At 55.1% G+C, this 26563-nt stretch carries 25 protein-coding genes and 1 pseudogene; 16 read left to right on the top strand and 10 right to left on the bottom strand.

Annotated elements, in window-relative coordinates; all coding sequences use genetic code 11:
- The 5 genes from WCA85_RS15615 to WCA85_RS15595 all read right to left on the bottom strand — a co-directional run bounded on the left by WCA85_RS15615 (position 1) and on the right by WCA85_RS15595 (position 7487).
- Positions 1–825: a hypothetical protein gene (locus WCA85_RS15615; RefSeq protein ID WP_424065330.1), complete on the bottom strand. Its 825-nt coding sequence runs from the start codon at positions 823–825 to the stop codon at positions 1–3.
- Entirely contained in the window at positions 822–2309 is a 1488-nt protein-coding gene (locus tag WCA85_RS15610; RefSeq protein WP_424065329.1) for a TniQ family protein, read from the bottom strand. Before WCA85_RS15610 ends, WCA85_RS15615 begins: the two co-directional genes overlap by 4 nt.
- An 11-nt stretch (positions 2310–2320) precedes the next feature.
- A complete protein-coding gene (locus tag WCA85_RS15605) occupies positions 2321–3382 on the bottom strand; it encodes a TnsD family Tn7-like transposition protein (protein WP_424065376.1) in 1062 nt (353 codons plus the stop codon).
- A 672-nt stretch (positions 3383–4054) separates the two neighbouring features.
- Positions 4055–5374 (bottom strand): hypothetical protein, encoded by a 1320-nt coding sequence (locus WCA85_RS15600; RefSeq protein ID WP_424065327.1) that lies wholly within the window; start codon positions 5372–5374, stop codon positions 4055–4057.
- Positions 5375–6995: 1621 nt separating this feature from the next.
- Entirely contained in the window at positions 6996–7487 is a 492-nt protein-coding gene (locus WCA85_RS15595; protein WP_424065326.1) for an HAD domain-containing protein, read from the bottom strand.
- Between WCA85_RS15595 and WCA85_RS15590 the strand changes: the two genes are divergently transcribed.
- The 10 genes from WCA85_RS15590 (at position 7374) to WCA85_RS15545 (ending at position 13840) form a co-directional block, all read left to right on the top strand.
- Positions 7374–8189: a DUF6471 domain-containing protein gene (locus WCA85_RS15590; RefSeq protein ID WP_424065324.1), complete on the top strand. Its 816-nt coding sequence runs from the start codon at positions 7374–7376 to the stop codon at positions 8187–8189. The genes WCA85_RS15595 and WCA85_RS15590 overlap by 114 nt on opposite strands.
- Positions 8190–9067: 878 nt before the next feature.
- On the top strand, positions 9068–9277 hold the full coding sequence (locus WCA85_RS15585; RefSeq protein WP_424065322.1) for a BPSL0761 family protein: 210 nt from the start codon (positions 9068–9070) through the stop codon (positions 9275–9277).
- Complete coding sequence (locus WCA85_RS15580; RefSeq protein WP_424065320.1) at positions 9274–10134, top strand: HAD domain-containing protein; 861 nt, start codon at positions 9274–9276, stop codon at positions 10132–10134. Before WCA85_RS15585 ends, WCA85_RS15580 begins: the two co-directional genes overlap by 4 nt.
- 27 nt (positions 10135–10161) lie before the next feature.
- Positions 10162–10524, top strand: coding sequence for a hypothetical protein (locus WCA85_RS15575; protein ID WP_424065319.1), 363 nt, complete (start codon positions 10162–10164; stop codon positions 10522–10524).
- Between the two features lie 146 nt (positions 10525–10670).
- Complete coding sequence (locus WCA85_RS15570) at positions 10671–10889, top strand: hypothetical protein (RefSeq protein ID WP_424065317.1); 219 nt, start codon at positions 10671–10673, stop codon at positions 10887–10889.
- Positions 10890–11460: 571 nt separating this feature from the next.
- The gene (locus tag WCA85_RS15565; RefSeq protein WP_424065316.1) at positions 11461–11787 is read left to right on the top strand and encodes a hypothetical protein; all 327 of its coding nucleotides are present in this window, start codon (positions 11461–11463) and stop codon (positions 11785–11787) included.
- 1 nt (position 11788) lies between these two features.
- Positions 11789–11932, top strand: a complete 144-nt coding sequence (locus WCA85_RS15560) for a hypothetical protein (protein WP_424065315.1) — start codon at positions 11789–11791, stop codon at positions 11930–11932.
- Between the two features lie 50 nt (positions 11933–11982).
- Complete coding sequence (locus WCA85_RS15555) at positions 11983–12423, top strand: hypothetical protein (RefSeq protein WP_424065314.1); 441 nt, start codon at positions 11983–11985, stop codon at positions 12421–12423.
- 62 nt (positions 12424–12485) lie between these two features.
- The gene (locus WCA85_RS15550; protein ID WP_424065312.1) at positions 12486–12914 is read left to right on the top strand and encodes a DUF29 domain-containing protein; all 429 of its coding nucleotides are present in this window, start codon (positions 12486–12488) and stop codon (positions 12912–12914) included.
- A gap of 98 nt (positions 12915–13012) precedes the next feature.
- The gene (locus tag WCA85_RS15545; protein WP_424065310.1) at positions 13013–13840 is read left to right on the top strand and encodes an SIR2 family NAD-dependent protein deacylase; all 828 of its coding nucleotides are present in this window, start codon (positions 13013–13015) and stop codon (positions 13838–13840) included.
- A gap of 458 nt (positions 13841–14298) precedes the next feature.
- Here the strand turns inward: WCA85_RS15545 and WCA85_RS15540 are convergent, their stop codons facing one another.
- Positions 14299–14913, bottom strand: coding sequence for a hypothetical protein (locus tag WCA85_RS15540; RefSeq protein ID WP_424065308.1), 615 nt, complete (start codon positions 14911–14913; stop codon positions 14299–14301).
- A 1662-nt stretch (positions 14914–16575) separates the two neighbouring features.
- On the opposite strand from WCA85_RS15540, the gene WCA85_RS15535 reads away from it, so the two are divergent.
- The 5 genes and pseudogenes from WCA85_RS15535 (at position 16576) to WCA85_RS15515 (ending at position 20890) form a co-directional block, all read left to right on the top strand.
- Positions 16576–17670 carry a hypothetical protein gene (locus WCA85_RS15535; RefSeq protein WP_424065306.1) on the top strand — a complete coding sequence of 365 codons (1095 nt, stop codon included), beginning with the start codon at positions 16576–16578 and terminating at the stop codon, positions 17668–17670.
- Positions 17671–17713: 43 nt separating this feature from the next.
- Positions 17714–17881 (top strand): hypothetical protein, encoded by a 168-nt coding sequence (locus tag WCA85_RS15530; protein WP_424065305.1) that lies wholly within the window; start codon positions 17714–17716, stop codon positions 17879–17881.
- A 75-nt stretch (positions 17882–17956) separates the two neighbouring features.
- Entirely contained in the window at positions 17957–19153 is a 1197-nt protein-coding gene (locus WCA85_RS15525) for a DUF3883 domain-containing protein (RefSeq protein ID WP_424065303.1), read from the top strand.
- 541 nt (positions 19154–19694) lie between these two features.
- Positions 19695–19814, top strand: a pseudogene (locus tag WCA85_RS15520) (DnaJ domain-containing protein); the annotation flags it as partial.
- 512 nt (positions 19815–20326) lie between these two features.
- Positions 20327–20890, top strand: coding sequence for a hypothetical protein (locus WCA85_RS15515; protein ID WP_424065302.1), 564 nt, complete (start codon positions 20327–20329; stop codon positions 20888–20890).
- A 265-nt stretch (positions 20891–21155) separates the two neighbouring features.
- Here WCA85_RS15515 and WCA85_RS15510 read toward each other — a convergent pair whose 3' ends face one another.
- A complete protein-coding gene (locus WCA85_RS15510; protein WP_424065300.1) occupies positions 21156–23768 on the bottom strand; it encodes an AAA family ATPase in 2613 nt (870 codons plus the stop codon).
- Positions 23769–23996: 228 nt separating this feature from the next.
- Between WCA85_RS15510 and WCA85_RS15505 the strand changes: the two genes are divergently transcribed.
- Entirely contained in the window at positions 23997–24341 is a 345-nt protein-coding gene (locus WCA85_RS15505; RefSeq protein ID WP_424065375.1) for a LysR substrate-binding domain-containing protein, read from the top strand.
- Positions 24342–24557: 216 nt separating this feature from the next.
- Here the strand turns inward: WCA85_RS15505 and WCA85_RS15500 are convergent, their stop codons facing one another.
- The 3 genes from WCA85_RS15500 to WCA85_RS15490 all read right to left on the bottom strand — a co-directional run bounded on the left by WCA85_RS15500 (position 24558) and on the right by WCA85_RS15490 (position 25990).
- Positions 24558–24749: a hypothetical protein gene (locus WCA85_RS15500; protein WP_424065298.1), complete on the bottom strand. Its 192-nt coding sequence runs from the start codon at positions 24747–24749 to the stop codon at positions 24558–24560.
- 143 nt (positions 24750–24892) lie between these two features.
- Positions 24893–25570, bottom strand: coding sequence for a hypothetical protein (locus WCA85_RS15495; protein WP_424065296.1), 678 nt, complete (start codon positions 25568–25570; stop codon positions 24893–24895).
- Between the two features lie 111 nt (positions 25571–25681).
- Complete coding sequence (locus WCA85_RS15490) at positions 25682–25990, bottom strand: hypothetical protein (protein WP_424065294.1); 309 nt, start codon at positions 25988–25990, stop codon at positions 25682–25684.
- Positions 25991–26563: the final 573 nt, after the last annotated feature.

Raw genomic sequence — 26563 nt, 5'->3', positions numbered from 1 at the left:
TCAGAATCCCCAAGGGGCTGTTTCCACTCCCCGCGAGAATTGATACACACCATCTGGTCGAAGTCGCAAAGGCGTGCGGAGATTGAACTCGTATTTGTGGTCGAGCCGCAGATGTCCAAGGAATATCGCAACGCATGTGAGCCGGAATAGATGATGCTTATCCGTTCCAATTTTTCGCGCGAACGGCTCAAGCAGCGAGTCCATTGGCCGTTTCAAGCCCCGCTTCTTCCACAGCTGAGAGACAATCAGAGCTTCTTCGTTCAACGCCAAGACGTTGGATTTTCTGATGTGCTTGAGGATAAACTCATAGTTGTCATACTCCTTCCTCGCGAAGTAATTCTTTACGACGGGCTCCCATGTCCCGTTAATGCCTGCATAGAATTCGTGGTCACGGGCACTTCTCCGCACGACCTTCTGCGTTAGAAACTCCTCCTCTTTATCCTTGCACGACACCCCGTGCTGCGCAAGTTCGAAATCATCGTTTTCATACAGAATATCAATATCAATGGTCGCCACCTCCTTTCTCCAGATGGGCGCCTTTGATAGATACTTTTTTGCAAACCTCTCCTCTTCATAGTATGGATAATGAGTGCGCATTGTAAGAACCCGTGTATTGAAATCGAGAAAATGCAGCGCTATACGTTCGGTTTGTGAGTGATACACGCATGTCGCTTTAATGCCAACGTAAAAGCCGGCGTCGCCGAGCTTACTATCCTCGGGCTTCATGGTTTCGAAGTCTTTGTAATGAAAACCCCGGCTGTCGACGTTTGGAATGGTTCGATTGGCGGACAATGGATTCGTTTGCGGCAGTTCGAATATTTTCATGCGCCTTCCTTGTGAACTCGTCTAGACTTTTGCGGTTTGAGACCTTTGCGCTTTCGATATTGTTCCGACGTTTCGCTCACCATTTCGAGAGCGGCCACTGTCAGAGGGAACCTCCGCCTGTCTCTCATAATGGAATTTCCCCCTTTCCAGCCTTCTATCAACCTTTTCCTAGTGACCCGGAATTTTGGAGGATGTTGTTGGAAGGATGCGAATCGCGCTCTCACGTGCGCACATAATTCTCGGTCGTCTCTTTCGTAGGCAGCTCTCAACAGAACACCTATGTCGCTTCCACGCGGCCTCCGCGGTGGAAGCAATGCGCCGGCTGATTGAGGCTCATGCTGACGGAGCCTCGTGAAGATGTTGGAGAATTTTCGTTGAACGTCGGTCCGAGACGCATGCGGGTTGTTCCGCACATAACTCCGCACCTGTTCCTTGAGTTGTTCAATGTTATTTTTGGCAAGGAGAATGGGACGCCACTCTTGATTGCGCAACGGTGCCAACAACTCCCCTTCGGCGAGCTCTTCAGCAGCCTTCATTTCATATTCAAATTCCTCCGCCGAGTCGAACAGGGTGCAAACGAGTATCGCGTTATCCAGCGGGCTGCGTAGTGTCACCTCTCCCTTAAACATGCGGGCGACGGAACTTGCTTTTCCGAACCTCATCTCATGCTTAGAGATGACCTCAGGGTGCAGCTTTTTTTCTCCTAGTTTTTTAATCTCACCGTGTTGGTATCTACTTCTTAGAAACCCGAGACGCAATGCCCGCTTTCTAAAGACATATTGCGTATGTCTAGAGTCAAGGTCAGTCTCGCTTGCAATTCGAAACAAAGAATCGAGAGCGTCTGCAACTTGTAGGTCCGACTTGAATATAGCCGAGTTTTCGCGCTCACCACGGTACACCAATGGGAACTCGTCGCACACACACATGTAACGTAGCCGGTGGAGAGAGTCTTTATACTTTGTCGAATAACGACAGCGAGTACACGCGGTCATGAGCGAGACACGATGCCGCGTACAGACAGCAATCTTTGAAAAGGCCCACTGTCTGCGGACAAACGTTCGCCCGAAGCTTCGATTGTCTTCGTCAATGCATTCCGGACAAGTTGCATCTTCAAAGTAGCGCTGAGTTGACCCCCGTTGCATACGATTTCTTGCAATGCCGGAGAGAGCAGCGATGGGATGCCTTTCACCGAACGCCGAGTGTCGATAAAACCTTTCGTAGTCGATGCGCGAAAGTGTCAACCTCATAACTTCAATTCCCGTATTGTGGCGTTGCATGTCTAGCAAATTTGGAAGTGATTTGATGCAGGCGCGCAGTCTCTCCAGGTTGGGCGGGAAGAGTGGCGGGCAGATTTCTCCTACCGTCTGACGTAATGCAGCCACCTCATTCGCGGTGGCGGTGGCTAATATTTGACGGACATAGTTCGAAATTGTCTCATTTTCAATAAGCGGTAGATTTTTCGCCGCCAAGAACATCTCTTCCATCTTTAATACTCCTAATTTAATAGTCGATGCCGGAACAGACGCATACCAGAATGTCGCAATGCCGCCCACCTCTTGCACGGCAAGTTAGCCACCCTCATCTCGACGCACGCTTCGCAGATGCGCCTCTCAACAAATTCGCGTTCTCGCTCAACGACGGCGGTGACAATGCTGCGCGAACTGCCTGAGCATGTCCTCAAGGAATACGCAGAAATTCCAGCTAACTGGGTAATGCGTCTTGCCGATAGGCGAGGGCTTCGACTGAAGCCGTTCATCATCTGCGCGTTCTTGATGGCCCGGTCGAACTCTCGCTGACAGACCCTCGACCGGCGGCAGTTGTTAGGTCGAGGCTTGCTGAAAGTAGCCATGCATTTAGTGAATCCGCGACTCTGCCGATAGAGTCGGGCAAATAACGCAGGTTTTTGCCTTCTGAGTTCTTGAATTGATGCGCGTGTGTTTTCCGAGACGAGACTAGCCCACTCGTCAAGGTTGTTCTTCGCTCTCGCGCGGGCGATTAAAGTTCTGCGGCGGTCGAACTGTCCGGAGACCCGAACCACTCTATACACTGTTGAGACGGACACGCCCAATCGAGACGCAATAGCCAAGGGCGATAGGTTGGAATCAAACGCCTTCTCTATAGCCTCCTTGCACTCGACCTTTAGAACACTTGGCCTTCGGGCGACCGGCAGACCGAGCTCTCCGGCGCGAGTCGCCAGCGTCGTTGCCGTTACCCCAAGAAGCGCGGCGGCAGAAGTCAGGGTTGGGGAGCGTGTTATTGCACTGACAACAGCGCTAGATTCAAGTCTATTGCGTGATTGGACTTTCGATTTGACATGGTTCGGTGACGTCCAAGAGACTTGGCTAAGTGACCATGTTGCAAGACAGTAAATGACCGGATGCAAGCTTCTCCGGCCGCTCAGCCATCCAACGAGTGCGCTCCTTATTAATTCTTTGTCGAGGCACACCGCCGTTAGGCGAGCGTCGGCAAAAGGTTCGGAGTGAAGGGCGCAATGTGCATCTAAGAATTCGTTCCATCGAAAGCGCCCGCTTGACGTGGTGAAACCGTGCTCATTCATTTGGTTTTTGAAGTCTATGAGCACATTCGCTCCACCGCATCCCCGCAGCATACGTTCAACACGTCTACTGTACTCAAGAGACCTATTGCGGTTTACTCTTCCTTCGGCGAAAGTACACGCATTTGCGAAGAGCCCTCCCTGCTTTGCTTCTACGACGCCCGTTTCATGCCTGGGACACACTGAAACAAATGGAGCAACGTGGATTGTCAGCGTTGGCGAATATCCGAAATCCCTGGAATTGAGTCGGTCGCACTCCTGACAATGGAAGAGCGCGTATGGGCTCGGCTCAAGGTCAACAGGCAGGTGGCAAGGGCGCAACGGCCCAGAAGTCGCGTCTATCAGGGAGTCGCGCACCCGTCTTCCAGTAACCTCGTCGGTACAGATGGTCCAGTACCGATACAGCATGTGCGAAGAATCCAGCAAATTGTCGAGACCTCCCAAGATGGGAAATCGTTCACAGAGCGGTCGGATTGGCGCGGGCATTGCTTCCATTGGGGGGCCGCGTCGACCCATTGCGACGCAAAGCGTCCAATAGTCGGACCGAAATCCAGAGAACAGGGCTACCTGTCTCAGAAAACTGAGGACAGTCTCGTGCTCATGTATCGCGTTGAGAGGATATAGTGCGTCCATATCACGGAACGGATTCACCATAGAAAAATTTTCGGCGGCATCTTACGTCGCGTGGCCCATCATTTCGAGAGTCTCCATCGAAAGAAAGTCCTGCCACACTCTGCCGTTGGGTAGCCTCACTGGTCCATTTTTTCCGCTCCTCTCTTTTTGCTTTGCGTAGAATTCTCCGAGAAATCCGGCCACTCTCTGAAGTTGGTCGGTCTGCTTCACGAAGGCCCTCACTACACCTTCGATGAGTTGCTCTGAAGGATGCCTCGCTTTGGCTCTCACCGCGGCGATATGAAGATTTCGGTAAAACGAATTTAATGCTTCCCTGCTGCCGTGTGTGCAGCTCGCCGCAGCTTCCAAGAGACCGCCGGGAACCGTGTCATATGTTTCCCACTGAAGACTCTGGTTGAGAAGGTTGAGATTCATTGTGTGAAAGAATTTGCTGTCCGTGTCTAACCATTGAATCTCTTCGAGCGCTCCGTTTGTGAGGCTGGAACAGACCGTCCCCATGTACACGAGCTTTTCGTACACTGGAGCGGTGCATACAAATACTACGGCTATCCCCGTCCGGCGCATGAATTCCTCAAGAAAGTCGAGTATCTTTCTCGATTTTTCTTCATGGAAAGTCGAACTCGACGCGCCAACAACGAATAAGATGCCGACGTTAGCAATTGCTGCGAGCGCTGTCACATAGATAGGCCGCGTGGCGCGCTTCGCGGTAGCACGAAAGACCGTCCGGAAATATTGACCGTTGCCAGCACCCCCATCAAAGACAGAAACGAAGTTTGCCTCGAATTGGTCAAGGGTTCCGCAGGCAGGCCAATGAACCACCATGGTCGGCCAAAATGGAATGAAGTTTTCATCGTCAAGTGGCAATGTTCGCATCGACGAGCCAAGAATCTGGGTCGTGCGCTCTATAAAACGAAGTCCGCCCGACTGAGCAACGCAACGAAGTAAATAGCCCGTGCCTTTTCTTGTGGCCACAGGCATAAGCTGAGGATTTCCGGCTTTGATAGCATCCCCGAAACTGCGAAATCTGGCGACGTTTTCTGGGCTGAGCGGATTAATCTTCGCCCACGTTATGCGGACCGCGTCGTAGAAATCGCAGTGAAGTGCCTGTTCTAGCGGCGTAGCGTCAAAGTGCATGTCAATTCTGTTAAGCAGACCAACCTTCTCGGTTCCACTAAGCGAGCGTGTTTCCTTTGTGACCTCTACGCCTCGTTCTCTCAGTTCTGCCTCTGCCTCTCCAGCAGTTGGCCTAGTTGGATAAATTTGCAGTAGCGGATTCGCTCTAAGGATTTCACGACGCTCTCCTGTGCTCACCATGCGTAGCGATGTACTTGATGACATCGTCATGGCCGGTTCTTCAGTCATGTCTCTTACTCCCCAAAAACAAACGGTCGAGTTTCGTATCGTGTACGCGTGGGGTTTGAGTTGGCGCGTGCCGCCAGATTCGTGGATTGAAACCGTAGCTTTTCGAACGTCGCATTGCCCGCGGCCGTTCCTGCACTCGACTTAGCATAGTGCTCCACCTTTGCTGGAGCGTGGTGTTATGCACACAGGGTTCTTTCGTGCTATCCAATTTTAACTCCTTGTATTATCGCAAAAAGCTGTTTGCAAAAGACGTGGAGGGCCCGCGCGAGCACTTACTCTGTTGGAGTATTGGCTCCATAAGAGTCTTAGAATCGAGCGGGCACATTGCCAGTGTGTGTGTCCTCGCGACTAGGTTTGACATCGCGGTTGAAGTACAACACCGCCGCAAAGACAGCCCTTTGAAATTCATCCAGTGTCATCAATGCACTCAAGCTTCTTTTTTGCGCGATTGGTCGCTCGCAAGCATTGGGTAAAAAGTGTCGAGCCATTCGGAGTTCAATTTTTTGTGGATGAAATCTCTGAGGCTTTCATTGGGAGGTTTCGGGTAGTTCATCGTATCCGTCTCTGGATTAAAAGTGGTCGATAGCGTTCGCAGAAGCAGTGCTCGCTCGGCGTGCGGCCTCGGGAATCAGGTGGGAAAGCGCGACGGTCACTATTGTTGCGGCGTAAAGGGACTCAAGCTGCCAGCGTTTCGCCAATCGGGGTTGCACAGTTGCATCACCAATAAGCGTCGAATCGTCGATTGGATGTGCAAGTTGGCACTTCGCGTCAGCGGCTGCGGGCACTTGGGGAAAGTTTGCGGCGCACAGGCCTTGGTCAGACTCTGTGTGCACATCGCTACGCATGTGGCCGCCCTCTTGCCGCCATAGCTTTACCGATACCTCGAGTTATGAACCCTCGCTGCGCCAGAAAGTAGATATTGAACTGGCTACACAGTTGAACGCCTTTGCGCCCTCGACAGTCAGGGCAGGCCCCGTAGGGGTCGGCCGCGACTCTGTTGATGGTCGTCGACATGCACGTCCCTCCCGCGCGCTTCCGCGAAGCGCGTTTTTGAGTTGACTCGACGCATCCTCTGTGAGAACTCCACCGAGTAATCGGCGGACGGCTCTCCCAGGCGATGCACCAAAGCGGCTGGGCGACGTTTGCCGGCCACTAATCAGCACCAAACAGGCTGCTTCCTTCGTACTGCATGCTTCGTCTTTCGGAAAAGAGCGAAGACCAATAAGTCCTTTACTATTAAGGCATATGCACCGCCTTGTGATATACCTATCAAATATTATTTCGTCAACCTAACTAAATTTCCATGTGAACTATAATACGCGACGGATTCTGTTCGTCAATACATTATTCTCGTTCAAATACGCTCGCCGCCCTATGAGCCTTGCTGGAAACAGCTTTCCCGAGAACACTTTTTTTCTGTCGGCTTGAGCGGCGCATCGTTAAGCGCTGCTTCAATCAGACTTTTGTGATGAATCAATCATTTGAGCCGCACCTAACGCTCGAATCAGAGGTGAGCTAAGCCGCTGAAGTTGTAAAACGAGGCAATTAAAGATATACGCCATCGAGACATGAGGTAACAGCGATTCCCGATTGCCCGCGCATTTGACTTGTGCGCGATGCTTCAAGCCCGACGTGCGAGCATGTCTCGCAGTCTTATCCAATCTCCGATTTGCGCCGCCCAGAGCCCACCAGGCACAATGACTGCACGGTCACGCAACGGCACCGGCACCTGTCGTGCATCGCTCTCCAAGACGGTGAGCTGCGCTGGCTCCCGCCGCTCCACGTCTGCCGCAAGCCACCCGCATCGGCCAAAAGTATTCGTCTGCCATCGACAACGCAGCATGCGGTTGCCTGGAACCGTGGCACCAATGACGCGATGGCGGAGCGGATATGGCAAAAAGTCCAATACACAACGAAAGCCCAAGGAGCTGACCCAAGCAGAGTTGACGACCACGCCGACGTGCTCTTGGTCTACCACCAAGGCGGAGAGTTGACTTGCGTGTGGACTTTCTCTGAATCGATGGACGTCGCCCGGCAAAAGTTTGTGGAATACTGCACCTCGCGGCACGAGAACACCCTCAACCGCAAGATAGAAAATACAGTTCCGGGCCATGGATTCGACCATTTTTGGAGCCAGCGAGTAGCAAGCGATATACTCCCTTGGTTGCTACGGAGCAATCGCATGCGGGTCGGACTCGTCGCGTTTATGCGTTCTTTTGCTTCTGTCGAGCCACCTATCTTTTTGCGAAATATTTCGCACTTAAGCGTAGTCCATAAGCTACAAAATGCAAGAACTTTTATGAGCGAAGCGGATACCCCGTGGGCGCGGCTAGCATCACGCGTAACGCGCGTGGTCTTGACCCGCAAGGACGTAACATACGCATCATTGGTTCAAGCCTTGGCAGCCGATGGGGTGCGTGACGGAGAGCGCGCGATAGTCTCGCGTATTTCGCGCGGCACGCTCAGGCTGAGCCTGTTTCTACACATTCTATCGATTACGCGGGTCCGCCCGCCGGAGCGATGGGCGGACACCCTGGTCGCGAACGACGATTGGGAAGCAAAGGCACAAGCTGTTTCGTTGTTGGAGCTTTCTCGTCAACCATCAGAACTTCTAGACGACGTAGTTGCGCGTCTAGCGAGACTCGGCACTACCATATCGTCGAAGACCCTTGATACCCAATTGCGGACTGGCACGTTGCAACTCAGCCTATTCCTGCAGTTGCTCTACGCGCTGAATTCGGACGCGTTGGAACGGTACATTGACCATGAAGATTTAGTCGACGCGGCTAAAGCTACTTCCGTCGCCCCGAGTTAGGCGAGCTCAACACGAAATCAAGCTTGCGATTTTGGCGCGATGGACTAAGGTACTTGAAGTGCGAAATATTTCGCACCTATAAGACCTACTAAAAGCCGAATCATCGCACCGTCTTCCGTCGTGAAATGGGCCGCGCAACGGTCGCTTACCGCACCGCGACAAACTCCGTTCGGAGTTGGCGATGCCAGTTTGGTTACTAGCCCCGGTGGTCGACGAGTCGGAGTTCACATCCATATTCCGGAAGGTCATGCAGCCAGAGCTTGCCGAGCGGCGCTCCGTCAGCATTTCGGGCGGACAGCAGGGGCGGCAGAGTAAGTTCGCCGATTTGCAAACTCAACGAAGCAACGCTCGTAGGTCGCACCACTACAGGTCGTAGGCCCGGTTGGATGGGACATGGACATGGTCCATACGTCCATACATAGATTAAGCGGTGTGCGCTGTACAGAGTGGTCGCCAGCCGTAACGTTACGCAAGACGTCCTCGCCGCGCACGAGGTGGTCGCACGCCAGTCGAACCCCTCCTGGCCGTCCGGTGGCCGTCGGCGAACTGGAGCAAGCTATGCCTATTTGGAGAGTCGCACCCGTGACCGAAGAATTGGAAATCTCGCTGTTGGATTGGCGCATTCTAGAAACTAACTCGGGGTCTAGACACTTCATAGGTAGAGACCAGGTCGACGACACCGGCCGAGTGAGTTCGGCGGTCTCGCTGTTTGACCCGGTTTCCCTTCGAGGCACCACCCACTCCGGTCGGACCTATCAGTTGATTGGGCCCGATGGATGGGCGGAGGACGCGCTCTACGTGTGGGAGCGATGGTGCGAGCTTAACGAGGTGACCTCGTACGCCGACGTCTCGGAGCAGCTATTAGCTGGAGCACAAAAATGACGAAGCCCGATGAGCGAACAAAGGCCGTGTTGGAGACTAGAGACTTCCTGCGACTGCTTGCTGTCGCAGATGAAGTCAATATCCCAGGGCTGGTCCAAAGCGTCGCCTCCGGTCTGCTGAGGCATTATCCATTGGACAGCGACCTTGCAGTGTCAGCGTTGGCGTTGCCAGAGCTTTGGGCGCTTCCAGGAAAGAGTCCAAAGTGATTACCGCAAAAACGCAGGCTGACGGGGAAGCAAACCCTCTTGCAATCAGCCTGGAGATGCTCGGGCATCTCATCCGAGACAGTCGTATCTGCGCCGAACTCGACCTCATTGATGCCGCAGACCTGATTGGTGTCTCCGCAGGAGTGCTGGCTCGCATCGAAAGTGGAAAATCTGTTGGAACAGACCGCCTGTTCAAGGTGCTGACAGGCTTCGGCCTGGCCCTGCTGGTGACGCGAAAAGGCGACGCCGAAGTTGCCTTGAGGGCTCTCGGTCATACCGCAAATTGGCCCGACATCAAGGCGAGTCAGCCACGTGCTAGGGAGCGCGACTGGACATCTGCCCTCGTACTGGATAACAACACTCCGACGCTTTTCGTCGACTACGACGGGACGCTTCACGCTGGACATGCGCTCATTGATGAAACCGGTCACGTAACGCTCGACACTGGCCGGCCACTGTTCGAGTTTGCACCGCTACTGGTGGAGATGCTGGCCCCGCACCCGTCGGTCGAAATCGTTCTTACGACTTCCTGGCTGCACACGTTGCCAGAAGACAAGGTCATCGCGTACCTGCCTCCAGAACTCGCGCAGCGCGTGGTTGACACGACACAGCACATTCCGCCGCGTTTCAGTTATCTGCAAAACGGCTCCGGACGCACCGACGTCATCACCTGCTACGCATTCGGGAAGCGTCTGAATAACTGGCTGGCAATCGACGATTCCGTCTTCGACGCGTTTCACTTCGGCCGTGAACCTGGAGAGCTGGTGAAGAATTTTCTTCTTCTCGATTCGGCGAGCGGCATTACCGATGAGGAGGCTCAGCGACGAATTCGGGAGTGGCTGGCCGAGACAAGGTAACGGACCCATCTGATAGGGACACTGCACATGCTGAGGGTAACAGTCGAATTGTGGCCTGATGGTCTCGAAACCGGTCGCAAGGTGTTGGCAAGCGCAAACATCGGCCGGGTGAAGAGTGGCGCGCTTGCGGACTACCGGGTTGAACTCGGCGAAGAGCCGCACGGAACAATAAGCGGCACCCTGCTCGAATACCCACGCTTCGCTACGCCCATCTGGGACCTCGTAGCCCGTGCGATTGCCATAGCGTTGACCGGGAAAGAGGATTTGCCTCCGCGCTCGACGTTCCGATTCGCGAGGCTGGAGACATCACGTATGTGCGGGTTCGAGAGATACCAGAGCCAGCGCGAAGCCTGTTCCGGCAAAACATCGCCAACTCGACGCGACCGATGATTGAAAATGACCCGGAGCCGATGGATTGCGCCTGCTCGTAGGACTGACTCGATTTTCGGCCGGAGGCAGATGACCGGCAGCGATGTATATCCGTCGTTGAGCCGCCCGACCGCTCAAAAAGTAAGAGGTATGCAAGGAGTTTCACCATGACGACTGAGGAGGCGGCCAGGTTTCTCTTTGTCAGCCGGCCACACATCCACCATCTTCTTGAGATTGGGCAACTGGTTGCAGTGATGCCGAGGAACGTGTCCGGTGAGGTCGATATTGATACCGCTTCAATTCGAGCATACAAGGCAAAGAACCAGGCGGCGGCACGCGCATATTTCGATTCGCAAACCGAAGACAAAGACCCGTCTGGGCTGTAGGAAGGAAGCACAACATGAAACCACCCAGAAACCTTGTTCTGCGCACCTTGCTCATAGACCCGGACCTCGACCTAGACCTGCGCATCGAAGCGTTTGACAGGCGCCTCCCCAAGAACGACCTCTTCAACCACTACCTTCGCGTCGGTATGCAAGCCGTCCGTTCTCGACATACAGGCCAGTGCGCGGCCGCTAGTACACGGAAGAGTGCAGCAACCGGCAAGCCAACCGCCGAGGCCCCCGCTCCCGACAAAGCAAGGAAAGCCAGCACAACCACCGCGTCCAAAGCGACCCCAAAAAAGCGTGCGGCAGTCAAACCACCGAGCAAGCCCAAAGTTAAATGATATGAAACGGCTATGTTTCACTTCGTTGCAGAAGCAATATCGACCGGTTCGTGATGTGGCTTGGCTGGACCGTCGTTCGACTTGATGCCGAGAACTTCGCTCACTGACGTCGATATCGATACCGCCTCGCTCCGAGCGATATCAGGCGAAGAGACATGCTGCGGCACACGCGCATTTCGTTCGCAAACCGAAGACGAGGGGCCACCAGAACTGTAGAGAGGGAGAACAGCATGAAATCACCGGGAAATTATGTTCTGCGCACCTTCTACGTAGACCCGGAGCTCGACGATGACCTGCGCACCGAGGCGCTTGACAGACGTATCTCCAAGAACGACCTCATCAACTACTATCTTCGCATCGGTATGCAAATGGTCCGCTGTCGGCATCCTGGTCAATGCGCGGACAGCAGTACGAAAAAGCGTGTAGCAACTACCACTCCAACCGCCGAGGCCACCACTACTGGCAAAGCCAAGAAAGCCAACACAGCGACTGCGCCCAAAGCGACGTCCAAAAAGCGTGAGGCAGTCAAAAAGCGGAGCAAGCCCGGAGCCGAATGACATGAAATGGCTACTGCGTTTCGCCTCGTCGCAGAAGAATATCGACCGGGTCGCGATGTGGCTCGGCGGGACAGTCGCAGTTGCGGCCGTTTTACTTGCCGGCATGGTCGCAGTCATGCTGATACTCGGGCGAATGCATTCCTGACGCGACAGTCACAAGACGTGTACTCGAAGGCAAGGTAAGGAACGCAACTCATGGAATCAATCGAGCTTCCGCCGGAGGAACATTTTCCGGACGGCGATGTACCCGACGACGATATTCGCGCCGAGGCCCAGACGAACCGACGTAAGCTCGTTGAGGCGGGAGACCTGTTAACGGCCGCCAGCCTTCAGGTCGCGCTTTCAACCTCAAAACAGGCGTTGAGCCTCGCCACGCGAGAGAGAAAGCTCTTCATGTTAAACATCGACGGGAATGAGTACTATCCCGCGTTCTTCGCACGCCCGGTCGCCCCTCGACGGACACTCGAGCACGTGTGCCAGGAGTTGGGCTCGCTGCCGGGCTGGTTAAAGTGGGATTTCTTCACTGCCCCACGAGAAACGCTCGGCCGCATGAGCGCGCTAGAGGCGCTGGCAGATGGCGAAGAAGAACTTGTGTGCAAAGTCGCGCGGGGCTTTCTCGCTGATAACACCGATTGAGACTATCGGTTTTGTCGTCCGGAAAGGATTCATCCCCCGGCATTCGACGTGAAGGAACTCATATGCCAACTTACGATGAAGATGTCTACGGGTGGGCGTTCGAACAGGCGCGATTTCTGCGCCAGCGCCGGTTTGACCTGCTGGACATCGAACACCTGGCTGATGAGATTGAGGATGTCGGTAAAACGGAGCTGCGCGAGGTTGTCAAAGATGTCGCCGTAATGCTCGCATACTTACTCCAATGGCACCTCCTGCCGGCCAGGCGCACCATCGGCTTGAGGTTCAGGATTGAGGCACAGAGGTCATGGATTGCTGAGAGCCTGGGAGAGTCTCCGAGCGTGCTAGCCAGGCTTGATGAACCTCGCAGATTCCAGCTCATATGGGGAAAAGCGCTGGCGCGAGCGATGACCGAAAATGAACTTGACTGCTTCCCTGCCGAATGTCCATGGACAATGAAGGAAGTTTTATCCGAAGACTGGCTACCTGCCTAGACGCTGTGCACTAACCTGCTTCAATGTCTTGAAGTTATCCGCGGCTCCAGCAGCGTGGCCGGCGCCTCGTCGTGCTAGTAACGAATCGGAGGACTCAATTGGTTTCCGACGACCACGTTGGACAAGCTGCGAACTGGCTCCGCGATGCTGACGGTTTGCTGATTACAGCGGGCGCCGGGATGGGTGTCGACTCCGGGTTGCCGGACTTCCGCGGCACAGAGGGCCTTTGGCGCGAATACCCGGCCCTCAAGAGAGCGAAGCTGGCCTTTGAAGACATGGCAAATCCGACCAGCTTCGCAACGAACCCCGCACTCGCATGGGGCTTCTACGGGCATCGCTTGGCGCTCTATCGTGAAACCCAGCCGCATGAAGGGTTCGAGATTCTTCGTCGTTGGGGCGAGCGTATGGAGCACGGTGCATTCGTTTTCACAAGCAACGTTGACGGGCAGTTCCAGAAAGCTGGCTTTGCGGCGGATAGGGTGGCAGAGGTACACGGGACCATTCATTCGCTCCAGTGCACCGTGCCCTGCCAGGATTTGGCGTGGTCTGCGGACGAATTTATTCCTAAGGTCGACAACGATTCGGGTACGTTGGCGAACTCTCCGCCGACTTGTCGCCACTGCGGGAAGCTGGCAAGGCCCAACATCCTGATGTTCGGGGACTATGCATGGGTCGGGAAATATTCAGAACAGCAGCTTGCCCGGCTCGCTGCCTGGAAACCAACGGTCGAACGCCTTGTCGTTGTCGAACTCGGTGCCGGGCGCGCTTTGCCGACCGTTCGCCGGTTCAGCGAACGACACGGCCCAAGGGTCATACGCATCAACCTGCGTGAGAATGCGATTGCTCCTACGTACGGTATTGGCATCGCTTGCGGAGCGAAAGAGGCGCTGCAACGTATTGACGACAAACTGAATCGCATTAGCTAGCCGTGGCTGTCGACCCGTGCGCGGGCCCGCGCAAGCCCCGCAAATTCTGCCTCGCCTTGCGAGTCGAACGAGCGGAATATGCTTGAGGCTTCAACAAATTTCGTTATTTTGTTATCTGTCTCGCTTGCCGCGTGCCGCTCGGGTCGTGATTTCCTCTTGATGCAGGATTGCGTGGCCCCAACGCACATAGCTGCCGTACTGTTCGCTCAAGACTGAGAAATGGAATTAGGACGCTGCATTAGCGTACGTGAAGCGGCCTCGGGCAATCCGGCATTCCCATATTGGCGCCTACCAACACGACTTAAGAATCGGGACGGCGCCCGCATCATGCTAGCAGCGGTAGTTGCTCAATCGTCGTTAAGCGTTCAGATGCCAGGTTCGCAGGAGTAAGCGGTCCAGAAAGGATGAGCTGACGCAGTACCTAACTCCTCCTCTTCCAGCCAAGCACCCCGGAGGCGTTATGCCTTCGAAGCCCAGTATGCGTCCGCCTGTTCCGGAGAACGCACGTGAAGTGCTTCCTGCCATGCAGGCATGACGGAGTAAACGTAGGCATTGACGAAGGCTTGGATGCTTTTAGCGCTGTATGAAGCCAAGCGTTTACTCGTCAGAGATTCCGCCTGGTCTTTAGTGATTGCCTCTCCGCACAGCAACCCCATCGCAAATTTCGTATCCATAGGCGCGTAGGCTCCGCGCTTTACAACGGCTAACAGGCACATAGCGGTAGGAACTCCTACTCCAAGCATCCTTTTTGTGGTGCGGAGAAAGGCTTCGAGTGCTTTGACCAACTGTGTGGAAGACATCGCTTGCGGGTCGTCCGGCAACGCAGCAATCTGCTTCAGCAGTTCATTGCAATCGCCTACCGACGGAAACGGAATCCGGTGCTTGGCGGCCACGACGTCGAACACGAAGGAGGCGTTCTCGAGTTCCCGCGGTGAACACTCGGCAAACCTATAGTTGTCGGTCCTTTTCCAGATGCTCGTGCGGAACGGAGACCGAATCACAGCTACCGTGGCTTTTACGACGGTACGGAGAACTGCAGCGACAGGAGATGGGCGATTTTCGGGCGCAAACATAGTTATTTCCTCTACGAATTAATGGATATTCCGCGTCGGACCATCCGACGCGACGTCTACTTCAACAGACGGACTGCCCGAACGGGCGCCACGCATGGAGTTGACGCCTACTGCAGTGCCCAACTCGCTCTTTACGAGTCAGGAATGCGCTTGCCAAGCGCCTTGCCTGTAGACATATCCTTCGCAGCCGCTGGAATCGAATTGTCGGTCCAACGGCAGGAAATCTGGAGTCGTTCGTCATTACGCCAACGACCCGCACTAGCCTGCTTCTCGGTTCCAATTATGACGCAAACAGGGGTAGAACAGTCAAGCCGGAAAACTACCCCTGCGCATGAGAGGTGCAGAGTGGGCACTGCCGACCACGTTTAACGTTGAGTGTTCTCGCAGGTCACTGCAGCACCGACTGAGCGATTTCGTCCATCGACGCTTCGTCGCTGCTGGAGGCGCTGGGACAATCGATATCGAGGCGACCTCGTGAAAGGGCGCGGCGCGACCGGGCGCGCGATTGCGTCGATGTGTTGAATCTGTGCTGGCATTAGCATCCTCCCTTTGATTAGTGCTGGAAAATCTATCCAACGTTGGTGATAGCAGAACGCGTTAACGTAGCGAAACCGTGCTCGTTCATTTGGATTTTGCAGTCTATGGCCTATTTGCTCGACTGCCCCCCGCTGCATACGTTCTACAGACCTCCCGTACTCAAGGGACCTATTGAGCCTTGCTCTTTCTACGGCCACGGCGCACGAATTCGGAGTTTCGCGCGTCAAACGTGTCGAGTATCTTGAGTCCCGCCGCCAACCCGCATTCAAGATTTTCATATGGTTGCCGATAGACAACGGGTGCTATTACTTTGTCATTTGGAACCAAAATTTATGAAAGTTGATTTGAAGTCCATTTCACGTTTCGCGCTGCTTCTATCCGCTACTGCATTGTCTGCTTGCGCACTCAATGCGCCAAATTTCGCAACCCCCGTCGTTATGTACGACGGGCCTCACCTAGAGAATTCACAGGTGGCGCGAGTGATGGCTATGGATTTCGCGGTAAAACCCTCTGACGCAACGCAGCGGGTTTGGACATCCCGTGTGGTAGCGGTTGACGGCAAGAAAGTCGAGGGCGACATTAACAGCCCGCGCATCATTCACTTGCTCCCTGGGAAGCATCATTTCTCGATGACTTGTTCGACGCCTTACTGGAGCGAAACGCGAACACAAGATGTCGACCTGAATATCCCCGCGGGATATGTTGTGTTTCCATGGGCAGACGTGCGAGCGACAATCTTAAAAGGCGGAGTTCCGGTTAGCGGTTCGTGCTCCCCGTTCTTGTCGTCTCAGGAGCCCACGACAGGAGTCGTCCACGTAATGTAGTAAAACGTGCGCCTTTGCACGCCTGCTCGAGCAGAACGTCCGCGGCGTGCGCAAGTTCGTGTGTCGGCCGCCGGACCTGGCACCGATGCTTGTCAATCCGTTTGGGGCGACGTACAAGGGCGCAAACGTGTCGGAATTCGAGACACAGCGGATGGACCCGCATTCGTCTGAGCCGCCCGCGTGGCTTTTGTGCGTATCGCCATGTCACCTGGGCCTAGTGCATACTCTTTCGAGTGAAAGTCCCAAGCCATGCGCGGCTTTGGAAGCAAACAGAAAGGGGAAGGCCGTGGCGGGAGTATTCATGTCGGTCAACAACCAACTCGTCTCGCTGGAGCGCCAGAATTTCATACTTGAGACGGACCTGCAGAGCCTGATTGGGAAACATCATGAGTTGCTCGCGGGCGATGCCATCAATCCCGCCACGCCCCGCCGATGGCTGCTCGTTGCTCAGGAGTATCCACTGAACGACGGCGACGGCGGCGCGCTGTCCGTCGACCATCTGTTTCTCGACCAGGACGGCGTCCCTACATTGGTTGAGGTGAAGCGGGCCTCGAACCGCGAGTTGCGCCGCGAGGTGGTCGCGCAGATGATGGACTATGCCGCGGGGCTCATGCGTTGCGATGTTCGAGACATCCGGCAGCGCTTCGAGCGCCGACACGCATCGGTCGACGAGGCTCAGCGTGAACTGGAGAGCTACCTCGCCGGAGAGAGTGACGCTGAGACCTTCTGGCAGCGGGTTAGCGCAAACCTGGACGGGAAAAAGGTCCGTTTGCTCTTTGTCGCGGACGAGATTCCGGTGACCCTCCGGACAATTATCGAGTTCCTGAACGACCAGATGCGCACAGCGGAGGTGCTGGGCGTCGAAATCCGGCGCTACGGCCGCGAGGGCCAATGGGCCTATGTCCCAAGTGTTGTCGGCCTGACCACTCTCTCTCAGACCCGCAAAGCGGTTTCCCTGCCCGCGAGCGATGGCACGCTCGACAGTTTCAGGGCCGCTCTGCTCACGGGGAAGCGGGCAACAGAAGAGGCGGCCCGGAATCTTAATTCGCTACTTGAGTGGATAGGGCAGCGGCACCTCGACTTCAGGGTCACTCCAACGAATACGCTGATAGTCGCGCTCGACTGCAATATGGAGGGCGACCGGGATATTGACGCCTGTGTCGGCTTTAAGGTCTTCCGGGATGGTCCGGTCGTCTTCTTCCTCGACAGGAAGCCGCTCAATCTCAAAGTGGGAAGGGTGGCGGAGCAAAGGGCAAAGCTTGCTCAATGCCTGGGTGTGCCCGAGATTCCGGAAGGGCTGCGCGCGGTGGGCTTTGGTGATATACGGCTCGAGAATATGTCCCGGGTTGTGCAGATTCTGGAAAACATCTGGCAGGATTGCGATAACCAGGCCTAGTCCAGCCATTGCAAAGGACACCGCAAAGCCGCTCTTCACGAACATGAGCGTTGAAGCGGGACGCACGGCAGAAGCAGCGTGGGAGCTCGGCCTGTTCCCGGACTGGCGCGAACTTGCATCTAGCGGCTGGAACATCGTCGACCTCGGCGCAGGCAATGCGCGCGCAGATACCGGTGAAGTCTCATCCGGATTGTGGCAAGCCATAAAATGAAGCGAACCGGCTTTGCTCTAAGATTTCCGTCCGATTTGCCGATAACTCAGTCAGCGAACATGCCATGAGCTCTTGTTGCTGCTCCCACCTGCGAAGTATGGCCTCTCGGTGCGCCAAATTCTTGCCAACATGCCAAACACATCTCCATTCAATCGTGCTGCACTACAAAACTTCGAAAAAACCTATGACAACGTTCGCGAGCAGAAGGCGCTCCACGCTCGTGGCGAATTCCTTGATGCCTTTCCAATTACCGGCCTTAAGAAACTGACACTCGATAGGTATGTTATTGGCCAGAAGACTCCGACGTTTTGTGCATATGTGGAAGCGAAGACGAGAAGCTGGGCAGTTATCCAGGGTGCAACATCCTTCAAATTCGGCATTTACTACGGCGTCGTGAAAGGTGACAAAACGGCCGAATATCGCTTTACGCGCAAGTTCGGTGAGACTCGCGATGAAGCGTTCGCTAATATAAAGGAAGCGCTCCTTGAACTGGTTCAATTAGGCGCTGAGCGCCCTCTGAACTTCGAAGCAATCGACGCCAACCTACTTTCGCAGATGTTCAAGGCGAAAATTCTGAGCTTGTACTATCCAGACAAGTTTACAAACGTCTGCAGCCGTGACCACCTCACGATGCTTGGTCAGGAACTCGGTCTCGGCGAAGACCGGCACATCAGTGAATTTCAGAACGGACTCGCAAGACTGAAGGATGCTGATTCGCATACTCGCGAATGGAGCAATCCGAAGTTCATGTTGTTTCTCTATAACACGTATATCAACACGGACGATGTCGAAAAAGTCGCTCGAGTACGACCTCCGCGAAAGAAGTCGAGTCCCAAGGTCGATTTCGACGCGCTTTTGAAGCAGCGCGACGCAATCGGCCTCGCTGCCGAAGAGTTTGCGCTCGAATGGGAGAAACAGCGACTCATCGGTGATGGTCTGGTTGACGTGATTGACAAAATTAAAGACCGTCGCGAGTACCCAGGTGATGGATATGATTTTCGCTCTTTTTCATCGCGAGATATAAGTAGGTTCATCGAGGTTAAAGCGGTCGGCAAGGCTGGTGGTGCGAACGCCTATAGGTTTTTCCTTTCGGCGAACGAGCACGTGGTATCGCTGGCTGCCGCCAACGAGCCGGAGTATTACTTCTATTTGGTCTTCTTCAACCGTCAAGGACAGCCGTACGACTTGCTACCGATAAAAGCGACAGTTCTATATGAGTGTGCTGAACTCACTCCTGCTGCGTATCAAGTGCGGTTCGATTTGGAAGGGTAAGGTCGCCGAGGTACACGGCACTATCTATTCGCTGCAATACACGGTGCCGTGCCACGACTCGGTGGGGGCTGCGGACGAGTTCATTCCTGAAGTCGACGAGAGTTCGGGTACGTTGACGAACACCCCGCCCATTTGCCCCCGCTGTCGGCAGCTTGCTCGGCCTAACATCCTGATGTTTGGGGGCTACGCATGGGTCGAGAAATATTCGGGACTGCACCTTGCCGGCTAGTTTCCTGGATACCAACGGTCGCGCGACTTGTAGTTGTGGAACTCGGAGCGGGACACGCCTTGCCGACCGTTCGCCGGTTCAGCGAGCGGCACGGCCCGCGAGTCATCCGCATCAACCCGCGAGAGGATGCCATTTCCGCCGCGTACGGTATTGGTATCGCTTGCAGGGCAAAAGAGGCGCCGCGGCGTATTGATGACCGACTTTGTCGCATCAACTAATTTGAAGCAAGCCGCCGAGCGACGTGGTGGGTCATGGTGTGCTTTTTGTTGCATGCTACGATGGTTCGCGACATGATTGAGAATTGGGGGACCGATGGCAACCTTATCTGAGACGCATGGGGTGTGCCCAGACGCCACTGGGGACGAAATCAAGCGGGCGTACAGGAAAGCCGTGATGAAGTCACATCCGGACAGGAGCGCTGGCCAGGAAGAGTGATGTGCGCTACCGCGCGATTCGTTGTGGACACTTAACCACATATTCTTCAATATTGCGCCTGTATACGCTTTAATTTGGCAGCCTAGGACGAAATTGGCTGCCATCTTGGCTAACCGAGAAAGTAGGCCGCCGTTTGAGTGGCGCCCCGAGTCTTCCGTAAGGTCGGATACCTGCTATAGAGGCTACGAAATGGCAAATCAAACGAGGCGGCAAGACTTGGAAGGTATCGAGGATGAAGACCTTGGTACCGGCTTTTTTCTCATTCCCGACGTTGAAGATAGCCAGTATGGTGCCGCGCGTAAAATTGAAATAGCTGGCATAACCTACAGCGACTGCATCATTCGCGGCCACTTCACCATGGAGTTCAAGTGGGTTCCTAACAGAGTTATGGAGGCGAATCCGGATTCGCGCTCCCGGTGCGATGCGCCGTGCGTCGACGAATGCATCCGGTTACGATGCGTCTGCAATCAAGCCGTAGGCAACTGCATATGATAGGTTGGCTTTGCTTCTTGGTTTACGTCGTGCTGTTTCTGTTCGGACTAGTTTTCGCGGTCAAGGCGACTGACAACTTCGACGACTTTACCAAGCTGCTTACCCCGTACGTCGCGGCGATTTCAGCCATGCTTGCTGCGGTAATCGCATACATAAATGTGGCGCGTCAGACGAAATTGTCTTTGAAGGTCGAGCAACTCAAGGCCGACCTTACCAAGGATGTTGAACTGGTAAAAACCAGCCTCGCCGCCGAGAGTATCGCTTTCAGTGAGCTATCGAGAGCAATGAATGCCCACTATTTCTCCGTCGCGAAGGTCGAAGAGGGGCAGTTCAACGCAACCATCTCCCAAGCCTGCGACGATGCTATGGCCGCTGTGGAATATCAGTTGATGCGATTGAGCGACGATTGTCGGCTTGCGTTTCGTACGTTTTGGCAAGAGCTTCACGTGGCTGAGCAGAAATTTGCGATGGCCGCATCGAATGACGAACGAGTCGCTTATTGGCAAACCAGGAAAAAGCGCGTGAACCAGTTGCAGAAAGAATTCGAAGACGCTTTTCGGGCGCAACAATCCGCTCGGTGACGTGATAAACGTCTCGACTCTCACGTGGTTGAACAACAGTGTTGGCCTGTTGAATGCAACATCCACTCAGATTCTTCTCCTGAACTGGCTGTTGCTTCTCATTGTTGTCTCGCTTGACGGGCGTCTGGGTACGGGTTTGGCTTCTCCGCTCGAACGATTCGCTCGGAGAAAATCCACGGCGACTCTAAAAGACATTGCGTTGGTGCGGCCGAGACGCTAGCGCGGGTCGGCCTTTTCACTAATTGACCAATCGTGGTGTGAAGCATCAGGCTCTTGCAGCGAGTAGTTCCTTGCGTCGCTGAATGACAGCGTTTCGCCACGTGTCTAGCTTGTCAATATCTTTGCTGAGCTCGTCGGGGTCCGGTATCGGCAATCTACCAACGCGCGTCGCGGCGTCATGCTCGAACTTCGAACTCTTCGTCATTCCCGCATCGATTTCGCGATAATCTTCGTCCGACACGGTAACTTGCCTGAGACGTAGCGTCGAGACTCCCTCTCCAAAACGCTGTATCGCGTCGTTGAACAGTACCTCTTCGATGCAGCGCTCCCACGCTAACCGCAAGTCACCATACGCTTGCGCGGTCAACCCGCGATGGGCGTCATCATCACCTTCTTTGTGGGCCTTTTGAATTTGCGGCAGCACCTGCCGCAAACGGCCTATCCTGTCTTTGGTACCAAGGATGTCGAAGGGCAGTTCGCTCGAATGCGTTCCGAATCCTGCGGCTGTTCTTCGAATGTAATTTTTGACCAACTTCGCATCCGCCTCCTTAGCCTTCTGTTCGAGAATGCAAAGGAAGTAAATGTCATGCGTGAAGACAATAACCTGGCGAACCAGTGATTCCTCTACGAGCCGTTGCGCCACCTCCCAACGACGACGATGGTCCAGAGATGAAACAGGGTCGTCGAACACTACTCCGCCGTGTCCCTTGCCAAGCTTGATTTCGGCGAGAAAGGAGGCGATAGCGATTGCCCTTTGTTCACCCTCGCTCAGAATTGAAGCTGGCGTACCACCGCCTGGTAACTGAAGTGTGAGCTTGAACTGGGTCCGACCTCCGGGCGATTCCGGCTTCATAGTTACCAGCAGCTCGTGGCATTTGAGCCTCTTGAGCTCATCGTTCAGCGCATCTGCTAGCTCCTTACTCGCCAATGTCCGAGAGAGTTCGGTGGACTTTCGCGATATTCCTCGCGCATCCATCCCATCGATACATTTTTTCAGCTTCGCGCAGTATTCGTGCTTTGAAATCGCTTCCAGGACTGCCAGCTTCACTTCGCTCAGTTTGCGCCGTGCGTCGAGTTCAAGACGCTCCGTAACCATCGCTGCCTTAGCTTTTTCATCGGCAGACGCTTCAAGCGCCTTTGCCTGAGCCTCCAGAGCGTCCATCGTCTCGGCCAGCTTAGCCTGCGGGTCGGCTGGTAACGCCGAGACCGCATCCCACGCTAGCTTCCCGCCGGCGGCTTCCTGCATTTCAGTCTGTCGCGCGTTGAGACCTGCTTGCATCGCTTCGCAAGTTGCCGGCAACGCAGCATCGAGCTCAGCAAGTTCCTGCGTCAGAGCGTCGTCGAGTAGAAGTTCAAGCTTTGCGGTCTTCACTGCATTGAACGCCATGACCGCCACTCTGCGAGCGTCGATAGCAGCTTGCTCGACCTTTTCCTTGATGAACGCGTCGAAGCGAACAAGCCTCTGAGCGCCATCGACGCCGAGCGGGTTCTGGCATAGCGGACAGAGGGCGTCCTCCCGCAAATCAGGAAAGTTATGTCCCTCATGCGAAATGGCCGCAAATTGACGGGCCGCTTCGAACAGCGCCTTCCATTCGTCTCCGCCGGTACCTGTTAGCTGTCCGGGCACCTGCTTGAACTCTTCGGCCGCTAAATCGGCAGCCTTCTTCGCCGAGGTGGACTTTTCAATCGACGCGCGCAGCGCATCGAGCTTGTTGTTGGAGACCACGGCAATTGCGGTTTCGATTCGCTCCTTCAACGATTTGAGACGGGATGCCTTCTGGCGCAGCGTCCTCGCTTTCTGCTTTGGCTCGGTTTCCGAAAGCGTTTTCGTCAGCAAGGTCAACCGGCCTTCATCTTCCGGGGATAGTGCCGCAAGCTTCTCGATGTCTTCGCGACTGGCTTTGCTGGGAATTTCGCCGAGGACCTTTGCGACGGCCGTGCGCTCCTTCGCGAGCGTTGCGTAAGCTGCGTCGCTCGGCGCATTATCGGCTTTCTCTTGTGTCGCTCGTGTCCTCAGTTTGCTGCAGACGCCAACCAATCCTTCCAGGATGTCCAGACCATAAGGGACATAGGCGAAATCCCCATGGTTGTCGATGTATGCCCTGGCGCAATGAGTATCAAAGATAGAGATGTCAGACAGCGGCTCCGGCGGTTCAACCGAATGTTCCCAAGCAAAATAGGTAGTGGTGCCGTCAACGAGGGTTTCAAAAATGGCTTGCGCTGGGCCCACGGTGTCGGGGTCGAGCTTCGCGTTTGGCAGAATCGGTTCGCGACGGTCTCGTGCGCGGCACGCGTGCTTGAACACTCGAGAGTAGCCAGATTTTCCTGCCCCATTCTCTCCGAAAATGGCTGTGATGCCTGTTGGCGAGATTGGCAGCCGGCCGCCTTGAACTAGCGCATTGACATTCTTAATGTTTGCGATTGCCGCAATCTGAACAAGCCTCGTGGGATTTGCCGGCGGCGCAACTTCTGCGTCCTGCAGCTTTTTCGGTTCCCGGCCGTCGGGGTCAGGGATGCCAGCCTCAGACTTAGCTAGTGCGTAAAGGTCTTCAAGGTCTTGTGGCGAAATTATGCGGTTGGCGTAGAGACGAGCAATGGCGTCTTGTTGCCAAGCTGAAAGGTCTTTAGACCACGCGTGGATTTCCTGAATGATTGTCATCGGCCGCGCTCTCTCGTTAGTATTTTTTCGGAGGCGCCCCGGCAGGTCACCTCCATTGTAATGGACGAGAATTCTAGTGCAAACGCGTGATGCGTAACCGTGTAGCCGAACGGAAAAGCAACGAAGATTTGAAAGATATTGACGGGGCTTCGCCAAGCGGATGCCGGCGCCGAAAAGACATCATGAGTCACAAGCCGCCGTTCAGGCTCGAGGCTGTGAAGGGCCTGCCTGGTCGGCCATTATTGGGCCAGATACCGCCGAGGTCATCCGCTTTCGTGGCGAGTCAACGTGAACGGAGAATCTCGTCGGATTTCGCCGCCTGCGACTCATCAGATTAGCGACGGCGATTCGACTGTGGACGCAGCTCTTGCGGGCATGGGACTTTGCCAGATGCCGATGCCCTTGGTGCGGCCACATTTGGAGTCGGGTGCATTGCTCTCAGTGCTTGAAGATTTCTCAAGCGACCTTATCGATGTGCACGCGGTCTGGCCCAAAGTGGCTCATTTGCGACCCAAGGTCCGCCATGTCGTCGACACTCTTGTAGACCTTGCTGAACAAGGCAGGTTGGACTGATTGCGAAGGCCGGAACAGGTCGCAAGACCGTAAAGAGGCGATGCTTTGAATCGGAGACCACAATCGAAACATACCGACGCCAGCGCTCAGCACAATTGCGGCGGCGGCAAGGCCTTGCACGTCTTGCGAGTGCGAGCGTCAAAGCGGCTTCCTGTCCCGACGATGAGTACTCCGTTTGCCTGCCCGGAAAATATCCACCCGTCGCTGGGGCGCGCATTACAGTTCACCCACAGTCGAGGGCGGGGCATTGACACTGAGTATCCAGCTCGTTCGCGAGAATCCCTTGGTGGCGAGTGGTCGCTTGCGGCACTTGTCGCCCTCCTCGAGCAACGAGCCGGCGTCGGCGAGCTGCGATTGCTGCGTACCGCGGCTGAACGCAAGCGCAGAGGGAGCGATTGTTTTGGTCAATACGCCGCGCCAGTCCGATGACCTGGGGTTGAACTATTTCGGCATCCGCGCGGTCTGACGCGCCCAAGAGGGGGCGCAATAATTCGCGACACGCGAATCTGGTGGTACCGCTACGCCCTGCATGTCGGCCGACGTACCAGGCGTTACCCTTCCCGCGCCCGACGACGCAGCTCCAGTCTGCCTGATGCAAGGGTGTCGCCCGGTATTCTCCGTATGCCCGGAAAATCGGTAGCAGCAGTCCACGCTGTTCCAGTCTCGTTCATGAGGCGTGCGTAGAGGCTTTTTCCTTCGTTCCAGGTAGCAAGTAGAAGCGCGCCATCCGGACCAGCCACCCATCCCTGTAGCGTAACAAGGTCCCCGGTAGAGCCACCAATGTAAGCATTGTCAAGCCGCCACTTAAGGCCATCGGTCTCAATGTTGACCTTGCCCACCGGTCTGTCTCCGGCTTGGTTCGAGGCCCATGAGCGCATGAGCCAGAGTTCGTAGCCTTTTGGCATCGCACGCGACAAGGAGCCGGCTATTGTGACATGCTCAGCCGCGGCGCCATCACTTGCAGCAGGCGACTCGAAATCAACCTTGTAGCGCCTCGCTGACAATGCGCGCACCCCACGCATACTCCACCACGCCAGAAATACTCCGACCGCGAATATCACGCAGCCGACCGCGACTAGGAGCGGCCCCTGGGTACCGCTGGGCTTGAACGAGAAGCTGCTCAACTGAACTGCGCCGGAGCCAAGTACGAGAAGCACCATACCGACCAGAACAAACGCAAGCCATACGGTCTCGGCCATGAAACCGATAATCGCCTTCACTGCGCTCATCATTATCTCCTTCACACCATTTCGAGAAGCTCTAGAGGTGGCCCTAATGCTCCCGAAGCGCCCTCATTGGTCGAGCGGGGCATCCGGCAACTGAACTCGTCGACGACCGAGTTACGGTTTGCCTTTGAGAGTGAATGGGGCTAACAGTAATTTCACATCGACCTGTTGCCCTTGCAGCAACAGCAGCCGTGCGTGAAGCACTGTATTTTCGAGAACTAGCTTTGCGGTGCTGAGTAAGTACAGCGCGTGAATGTCGGATACAGACATGTCTGCTTCGACCAGATGGTGCCGCTCAATGAGCGAAATCACCACAAGACGTCTGAGCTCCTGCTCTCCAAACGGAAGGTCCGCATAGTCAATCGGGTCGTCAGCTTCCACTTCTCGCAGCATGTCAACAAGCGCTTCTGTGCTCACATTCATGTGTCGGCTCCGCGTTGTCGTTAAGGACCACCATAGGCAAATTGCGTCATACCGCGCTCAGCCTACTGGGCAAATTTCCTGACGTCCAGAGCACGTGGTTGAGGTGTAGCAATTACGCTCAACGAGCCCCTCTGCTGCGCCGCTGGCAGCAATTCGCTCGCTGCCAGCAACGTTCTTTACTTCTCAGATTTCTTCATGGGCGGCAATGTCTTCGGAACCCGGCTCGCACAGTTCACCTTCTATATTCAAAATGATTCGCGTCGGCTCGCCTGTTTCCTTTTTCACGGCACCCTCGTTGGTCCGGATTAAGCGGCCATAGAAAACGCTGTTGGGGTCGGCCGGCAAATCTCCAGTCAGAAGTAACGCACGGATTCGGGGAGTTCCCAAGGATGGTTGTCTCGCATTTTTCTTGTACGGCACTGCACGACGACCTATCTTTTAATCGCTCACTGGATGGAGACGGCCATGGCTTGCGCTGTGATTGACGTGCACTTTGACAGCAGGAGTTTGTTTCTCGACCTCTCAGATGGACGTGCGGTTCGGTTCCCGTTGGGCCGATTCCCAGCTTTGCAG

Source organism: Paraburkholderia sp., from assembly GCF_049581445.1.
Lineage (GTDB): Bacteria > Pseudomonadota > Gammaproteobacteria > Burkholderiales > Burkholderiaceae > Paraburkholderia.
Note: the sequence above shows the minus strand (reverse complement) of the source record. Positions and strands in the feature narration are given on the sequence as shown.